General features: G+C 41.3%; 10 protein-coding genes. All 10 read right to left on the reverse strand.

The features are described 5' to 3' along the window. Positions 1–276 carry an HU family DNA-binding protein gene (locus F9856_RS11335; protein ID WP_002936247.1) on the reverse strand — a complete coding sequence of 92 codons (276 nt, stop codon included), beginning with the start codon at positions 274–276 and terminating at the stop codon, positions 1–3. A gap of 92 nt (positions 277–368) precedes the next feature. Then, on the reverse strand, positions 369–962 hold the full coding sequence (locus F9856_RS11340) for a YpmS family protein (RefSeq protein WP_202106668.1): 594 nt from the start codon (positions 960–962) through the stop codon (positions 369–371). Continuing rightward, entirely contained in the window at positions 934–1,767 is an 834-nt protein-coding gene (locus F9856_RS11345; protein ID WP_002936251.1) for an SGNH/GDSL hydrolase family protein, read from the reverse strand. Before F9856_RS11345 ends, F9856_RS11340 begins: the two co-directional genes overlap by 29 nt. Next, a complete protein-coding gene (locus tag F9856_RS11350; RefSeq protein ID WP_002936253.1) occupies positions 1,760–2,593 on the reverse strand; it encodes a DegV family protein in 834 nt (277 codons plus the stop codon). Before F9856_RS11350 ends, F9856_RS11345 begins: the two co-directional genes overlap by 8 nt. Before the next feature lie 93 nt (positions 2,594–2,686). Further along, the gene (gene recN / locus F9856_RS11355) at positions 2,687–4,348 is read right to left on the reverse strand and encodes a DNA repair protein RecN (protein ID WP_002942943.1); all 1,662 of its coding nucleotides are present in this window, start codon (positions 4,346–4,348) and stop codon (positions 2,687–2,689) included. Between the two features lie 2 nt (positions 4,349–4,350). Continuing rightward, positions 4,351–4,776: an arginine repressor gene (locus F9856_RS11360; protein ID WP_002942941.1), complete on the reverse strand. Its 426-nt coding sequence runs from the start codon at positions 4,774–4,776 to the stop codon at positions 4,351–4,353. Continuing rightward, positions 4,769–5,590 (reverse strand): TlyA family RNA methyltransferase, encoded by an 822-nt coding sequence (locus F9856_RS11365; RefSeq protein WP_044777531.1) that lies wholly within the window; start codon positions 5,588–5,590, stop codon positions 4,769–4,771. Before F9856_RS11365 ends, F9856_RS11360 begins: the two co-directional genes overlap by 8 nt. Continuing rightward, entirely contained in the window at positions 5,583–6,455 is an 873-nt protein-coding gene (locus tag F9856_RS11370; RefSeq protein ID WP_024398994.1) for a polyprenyl synthetase family protein, read from the reverse strand. The genes F9856_RS11365 and F9856_RS11370 overlap by 8 nt, the downstream gene beginning before the upstream one ends. Then, the gene (locus F9856_RS11375) at positions 6,455–6,670 is read right to left on the reverse strand and encodes an exodeoxyribonuclease VII small subunit (RefSeq protein ID WP_002936269.1); all 216 of its coding nucleotides are present in this window, start codon (positions 6,668–6,670) and stop codon (positions 6,455–6,457) included. The genes F9856_RS11370 and F9856_RS11375 overlap by 1 nt, the downstream gene beginning before the upstream one ends. Further along, positions 6,645–7,988: an exodeoxyribonuclease VII large subunit gene (xseA, locus tag F9856_RS11380; protein ID WP_202106669.1), complete on the reverse strand. Its 1,344-nt coding sequence runs from the start codon at positions 7,986–7,988 to the stop codon at positions 6,645–6,647. The genes F9856_RS11375 and xseA overlap by 26 nt, the downstream gene beginning before the upstream one ends. Positions 7,989–8,066 lie beyond the last annotated feature (78 nt).

Genomic DNA, 8,066 nt, shown 5'->3' on the forward strand with positions numbered 1-8,066 from the left:
TTATTTTACAGCGTCTTTAAGAGCTTTACCAGCTTTGAATGCTGGAACTTTTGAAGCTGCGATTTTGATTTCTGCACCTGTTTGAGGGTTGCGACCTGTACGTGCTGAACGCTCACGAACTTCAAAGTTACCGAAACCGATCAATTGTACTTTTTCACCAGCTGCAAGGTAGTCTGCTACTGCTCCGAATACTGCATCAACAGCTGCTGCTGAGTCTTTTTTAGTCAATGAAGTTGCTTCTGCAACTTTTGCAATCAAATCTTGTTTATTAGCCATTTGCTAAGTCCTCCAATAATTTTCTGAGTTATTACTCACTTCTATATAGTACCTAATTTTAGGCGTTTGGTCAAGTTTTTAATGCTATTTTACTATCTTTTTCTGTAGATATCAACAATGAATTGGTCGTTGTACAAATCAATCATATTCGCCTTTCCATACAGACCAAATTTGTTCTTCAGTTCTGTCAGTTGAACCTGTACTTGCGCCTGTTCGGAGTCTATTTTTACAAAGGCAGGTAGTTTATAATTTTTTTGTAAATAAGCTAATACCTCTGCTTTCGGCAAGGATAAACTTCCAACTGATATTTCTGTTATCCGTAACAAAATACTGCCATCTTCCATTTTGCTAGGTTGAAAATAAATGTAGAGTGGGATAGTCACACCAAAAACCTGATAGCTGCCTTCAAAAACTACTTGTTGACTCGTTACGAATAATTGATAGGAAAACTCTTCCGTCTGATACTCTTTTAGATAGTTAGTGAGGGTTTGGTTGAGCTGTTCCCTATTAGTGGAGAAGGTTCCAACCTTGGTATCTTCTCCACTAGTCTGAACGAGCTTTGTTAAATCCTCTCTATCTGTTTGAATCCGTGTATAGAGGACTATTCCGCAACCAATCAATAAAGCCAACTGGGCTAAAAATAACCATTTCCAAATATTAAGGTTCCCAGCTTTCCGTGGTCTCATTCATTCTCTCCAATATCGCTTTTTTCATAATCTCATATCCAGTATTATTGGGATGGAAACTGTCTTCCTCATACAGTAAATTATTGGTAACTTGGCTACCATTTTGACTAATACCAGCCTCCCCTTCCAATCCTTTATAGAGCAAATCATTGATCGGAACAAAGTAGACATGTTGATATTTTTCAGTTATCTGTTCTGTCATCGTATTCCAATTATCAACAATTGTCTGCATTTCTGTCAATTCAGGAAAATTGAGGTAGAGAGGATTGTAAATCCCGACAACATAGATGGGAAGATTTGGATTATTCTTACGCGCTGTCTTAATAATTGTATCCAATCGTTTTCCGTAATCTTTTGCGGGCTTATCAAAAGTTGAAACTTTGAGATTGGCAATGTTTTTAATAATAGCCTTGCGCAAATCGTTACCACCAACTGTCAGAGTTAACAGATCTGCTGTTTTTAAGTAACTTATCAGCTCTCCATCTTCCTTCATTCGCTTAAGAATCTGATTACTGGTATTCCCAGAAACTCCGAAATTTTTATAATCTACTTCATAACCATAATCGTTAGTTAGAGATTGAGCCAACAAGGGAACAAAGCCCCCCTGTCCAGTTGTATCCCCAACACCTTCTGTCAAAGAATCACCAAGTGCCACATATCGAAAACTGATTTTTTCTGATACGGTAAGCTCTTGCCTGGAGATTCGAGATGAGGCAACAGGAATGAGTTGATGAAATAGAAAAATCGACCCTAGAATTGCCAGAAAAAAGAAAACAAAGCCTTGAATCAACTTCCTGTTATTCATAACGAATCAAAATAGCCCAGGCATCCTCACCAGTATGAGTTTGAATGATGGAACCTGTCTCTAAAACAGAAATTTCTTTTGAGACGTACTCTTGTAATTGACTCTTCATTTCATTTGCAAAATCAGCCGTTCCTGAATAGGAAATACCAATCTCGGCTACTTTTTTATCTGCTAGAGTTGCTGTGAACTCTTCCAGCCATTTTTTAAAGGTCTTATTGCCTCGTCCCTTGACAATCGGAGTCAGCTGATGGTCTTTCATTTCCATGATGACACGGATATTGAGTAGGCTACTCAACATCCCTTGAACACGTCCAATACGACCACCCTTGACTAGATTTTCTAGAGTTGATACACCGATGTATAATTCCGTTTTTTCTTTGACTGTTTCAATAGCTGCAAGGATTTCTTCTTTGCTGGCACCAGCTTGTGCCATGCGTGCTGCTTCTACAACTTGGAATTTTTCAGCCTGATCTGTAAAGCTTGAATCGAGTATTGTCACATCAGCACCAGAAAGGGTTGCTCCTTGTCTAGCAGCTTCTACTGTCCCTGATAAGGCATGCGACAAGAGAATGGCAATAATCTGACTGCCATCTTTAGCCAAATCAGCAAAAGTTTCCGCAAAGAGTCCTACTGGGGGCTGGCTTGTTTTTGGCAAGTTTTTCGACCCACGCATGAGCTCTAAGAATTCTCCTTCTTTTAAATCGTTGTCAGAGTATACGACTCCGTCAACCATTACAGATAATGGAACAACTGTTATATTCAATTCTTCGACCAAACTGGGTTCGATAGTCGTACTTGAATCCGTAACAATCTTAATCTTTGACATATTTCATCCTACAATTCTCTTCAATTTTGCCATCTATTATAACAAATTTTAACTAAAAAATAAACTTTGGACATAAGCAAAAAGGCTAGTCGCCTAACCTTTTTCTACTAATTCTTTTGCTTGATTACGAGCTGCATCTGTGATTTTGTCACCGGCTAACATCTTGGCAATTTCCTCGATACGCTCTTCTTTGGTCAAGAGACGGACACGAGAAACAGTCGAATGTTCGTCGGATATTTTCTCAATAAAGAACTGATAATCTGCAATAGCAATGACTTGTGGTAGATGAGAAATCGCCAATACTTGACCATATTGTCCAATTTTATAAATTTTCTGGGCAATTGCCTGGGCCACACGTCCAGACACCCCTGTATCCACCTCATCAAAGACAATAGAAGTTTTACCTTCTTTACGGGCAAAGGCTGACTTAATGGCCAACATCAAACGAGACAATTCTCCTCCAGAAGCCACCTTAACCAGTGGTTTGAAGTCTTCACCTGGGTTGGTAGAGATGTAAAATTCGACTGTTTCATTTCCTTCTCGATTAAATTTTCCTTTAGTAAATCGAACTTGGAAACGAGCTTTCTCCATATACAAGTCTTGCAATTCTTGGCGAATAATATCTTCTAAAACAACAGCCAATTCATGGCGTGATTGGCTGAGCTGACCTGCTCGTTCAACCAATTCTTTCTCTAAGTTCTTAAGCTGAACTTCCAAATCATCTCCAGATAAATCATTGCCTGTTAGAAGATTGTATTCTTCGCTGATTTTACTAAAATAGTCCAACACATCATCGACAGTTCCACCATATTTCTTCGTAATGGTATTGAGCAAATCCAGACGACTTTCCAATTGCAAGAGACGATTGCCGTCAAAGTCTAGATTATCCACCACATCGCTGAGACGCTTGGTCACATCTTCAACGACATAATAAGCTTCTGTCAGGCTAGAAGAGAGCTGTTTGTAGTCTGGATCAAATTCTTCCAGACTTTGCAAGTCACTCATAGCTGAGCGTAGGTTGTTCAAGCTTGAAAAATCTTCATTGTCTAACAGTGCATAGGCATTGGTCAGTGTATCTGCAATTTGTTTGTGGTTGAGCAGTTTATCTCGTTCCTGATTGAGTTGAATATCTTCGCCAGACTTCAAATCTGCTGCTTCGATTTCAGCAATTTGGTATTCCAACATCTCAATCCGCGCCTTGTGTTCCTGCTCATTTTTTTGCTTTTCAAGAACTCGTTTGCGAAGACTGCGATAGGCATCAAAGGTTGTCTGATAACGGTCTTTAAGACTCCAAAATTCATCTTCCCCGAAACTGTCCAAAAGACGGATATGGTGCTGGGATTTCATCAATTCTTCCTGGTCATGTTGACCATGAATATCTACTAAATATTGCCCAATCTGTTTCAAGACAGATAAATTGACCATTTGTCCATTGACACGACTGACCGAACGGCCATTTTGTAGGATTTCACGACGGATAATGAGCTCGTCAGCTACTTCAATCCCCTGTTCAAGCAAAATCTGCTCGAGAGCTCTGCTATTTTCAAAGGAAAAAAGCCCTTCAATCTCAGCCTTGGCGGCCCCATGTCTGATAACATCTGTCGTCGCACGCGCCCCTAGCATCAGGTTCATGGCGTCGATGATAATGGATTTACCTGCACCTGTTTCACCAGATAGGATGGTCATCCCGTTTTCAAAATTCAGTGATACCTGCTCAATAATGGCGAAGTTTTTAATGGACACTTCTAGTAACATGGCTACCACCCTCTAACCGTCTGTTCGATTTGCGAAATAATGCCTTCGTTTGTAACAATGAGCAGAATACTGTCATCATCAGCAATCACTGAAAAAACATGTTCTTGAAATTGTTCCAAAATCCGGCGTTTGACCACAGCAGAGCTTCCAGGTACCAGACGGAGATTAATCATTTTATCCATCACTGAGACTTCAAAAACATTCTGCGATTTTACCTTAACAAGACCTGCCTTTGGTAAACCATAAATATATCCCTTATCCGCTGATGGAACCTTAATAATGCCAAGTTCCTTGATATCACGTGAAACCGTTGCTTGTGTCGCATTGACACCCATTGCTTCTAGACGTTCAACAATTTCTTCCTGTGTATCAATAGGAAATCGGACTACCAAATCTTTAATGACTTCTAATCGTTCTCGTTTATTCATCCTTTTTAAATTCCTCATGTGCTTGATAGACTGTAGTTGTTATGACCTCTTTATCAATCTGGTTTGGTTGTGTTGATTTTTCTAAGTGCGCTAAAAATTCGATATTGCCGTGACCGCCTTGAACAGGGGAAAAGCTAAGGGCTTTGACTGAGAAGCCTGTTTCCACGGCCATTTTTGTCACATCTTCCAAGACTTTCAAGTGAACGGATTTATCCTTGACAATGCCATTTTTCCCAATCTGTTCACGTCCAGCCTCGAATTGGGGTTTGACAAGGGCAACAACCTGGCCACCATCCACTAATATACGATGGAGAGCTGGTAAAATCAGACTCAATGAGATAAAGCTGACGTCAATGGACGCAAAACTTGGTTGACCAAGTTCGAAATCTCCCAACTCAGCATAGCGGAAATTGTACTGTTCCATGCTGATCACACGCTCATCCTGACGTAATTTCCAAGCCAGTTGGTTGGTCCCGACATCCACAGCATAGACCTGCTTGGCACCAGCCTGCAACATAACATCCGTAAATCCGCCTGTAGAAGCCCCAATATCAATCGTTGTTTGACCCTCAACGGATAATTGAAAAACCTGTAAGGCTTTCTCCAATTTGAGACCACCACGGCTGACATACTTGAGTTTTTCCCCCTTGAGCTTGAGTTCAATTCCCTCGTCAATCTTCTCACCTGGTTTGTCGTAGCGTTCCCCGTTAATGACGGATACAACTAAGCCAGCCATAACACCGCGTTTGGCCTGCTCCCGCGTCTCGAAAAGCCCCTGTTTAAAAGCTAGTACATCTACTCTTTCCTTAGCCATTGATTCGTAAACTTTCTATCAATTGATACACTTCTTGCCCCTTAAAGCCATTGTGTTCTTCTAATTCCTTAAAAATGGCCACGGCCTTATTCAATGAATCCTGAACAATAAATTTGGACTCTTCTAACCCTAACAAGCTTGGATATGTTGCTTTTTCAGCCGCCAAATCTTTCCGAGGCGTTTTGCCCAATTCATCAAAATCTGCCGTTACATCTAAAATATCATCTCGAACCTGGAAGGCATGACCAATCAACATCCCAGCTTGCCACAAGGAACCGACAACGGAACTAGGCTGTTGCGTAATAATCCCTGCTGCATGAAATGGGAATGTCAATAATCGACCTGTCTTGTTGCTATGGATATTTATCAGGTCAAAAATTTCCAATTTTTTTCCTTCACCTAGCATGTCCAGCATTTGACCACCGACCATCCCAAAGGTTCCAGATGCTAATGACATAAGCTGTACCAATTCAAGTAAAACCTGGTTTGGCAAATCAGCCAGAGACAGGAGGCCAAAAGCGTCCAAAAAGAGGCTATCGCCTGCTAAAATAGCTGTCGCTTCGTCAAATTTCTTATGATTGGTGAGTCGACCTCTACGGTAATCATCATCATCCATGGCAGGAAGATCATCGTGAATCAGGCTTCCCGTATGAATCATCTCTAAGGCAGCGGCCACTTGGTAGTGGGCTTGCTGTAATTCGACCCCAAATCCTTCCACGATTTGAAGCAATAAGACCGGTCGAATCCGCTTTCCACCACCATCAATCGAATACAAAATCGCATCAATTAATTCTTCCGAAACAATTGTTCCACGGTTGTAATAAAAATCGCGAATTTCCTGATCAATCCGTTTCACATCAACCATTAGTCCATCTCCGCTTCACTGCCATCAGCCTGCATGACCTTGACCAAGGTCTTTTCAGCTTCAGCAAGTGTCTTTTGTAGGTCTTTCGATAGGACCATTCCTTTTTGAAACTCGGCAAGTGCTTCTTCCAGAGCCACATCGCCTCGCTCCAATTTGGTTACGATTCCTTCTAATTCAGCTAAGTTTTCTTCAAATGTTTTTGTCTGTTTGGACATGTTTTACCTCCACATCAAGTTGACCATCCTTCATCTGGATGGTTAGGTTTTCACCCATTTGTACATTTTCTACACTATCAATCACCCGACCATCTTGACGAATCATGGCGTAGCCACGGGCCACGATACGACTGGTATCCAGCATAGTCAAGGCCTCAATCAGCTTGTCCGCCTTGGCCATCTTATTGTCATAGATATTAGCCATATTGCTCTTCAAGAGTCGTTCTTGCTGGATAATTCTTTCTTGGAAACTCTCGACTTTACGGCCAAGTTGTAGGCCTTGTAAGCGTTGATTGAGTAATAAGCTAGCCTGCTTCTGCTGGCTATATAATTCTTTCATCCGTGTCTGCAATTGATTAGTCAAGCGGTCTAATTTTTGCAAATAACCATCATACAAGCGTTCAGGCTGGCGGAACATGACTGACTGGCTAATTTTTTCAAGCTGACCTCTTAGGAATTTCAAACGATTGGTCATAGCCTGATAGGCTCTATTTTCCTGCTGATTGAGGTAGCCCAGTAAGTCTGCCTTGGTCACAGGTGTTGCTAATTCTGCAGCAGCTGTTGGGGTAGCAGCTCGTTTATCTGCTACAAAATCAGCCAGAGTCGTATCCGTTTCGTGACCCACACTGGAAATGATTGGAATACGGGATTCAAAAATAGCCCGAACCACTATTTCTTCATTGAAAGCCCAAAGGTCTTCGATAGAACCACCACCACGACCAACAATCAGAACATCCAAGTCATCCCGTTCATTGGCTCTTTGGATATTGGCAACAACCTCCTGAGCAGCACCATCTCCTTGCACCTTGGTCGGATAGAGAACTATCTCTACGCCTGGAAAACGTCGGCTAACGGTTGTAATAATATCCTGAATAACGGCTCCACTTGGACTAGTAATGACACCGATTTTCTTGGTAAACCGTGGCAAGGCTTGCTTGAATTCTTCTTTAAATAAGCCTTCCTGTGTCAGAGCTTGTTTGAGCTGTTCAAACTTGATTGCCAAGGCTCCAATACCATCTGGCTCAGCTTTTTCAATGACAATGGAATAAGAACCATTTGGTTCATAGAGCTGAATGCGCCCAATGACATTGATTTTCATTCCCTCTTCAAGCTCAAAGCCCAGATTCTTATAGACGCCTGCCCACATGGTCGCTTGGATGACTGCCTTGTCATCCTTGAGCGAAAAATATTGATGGCTAGGGCGTTTACGGAAGTTGGACACTTGACCTGTCAAATACACCTTCTCCAAATACGGATCGCGGTCAAACTTTAATTTTAAATACTTAGTTAGATGACTAACCGATAAATATTCAACCATGTCCACTCCTTCTATATTGTATCCCTACTATTATACCAAATTTTGCACTTTTATACAGAACTATGCCTATTATTTCCG

The organism is Streptococcus suis (assembly GCF_016743335.1).
Lineage (GTDB): Bacteria > Bacillota > Bacilli > Lactobacillales > Streptococcaceae > Streptococcus > Streptococcus suis_Y.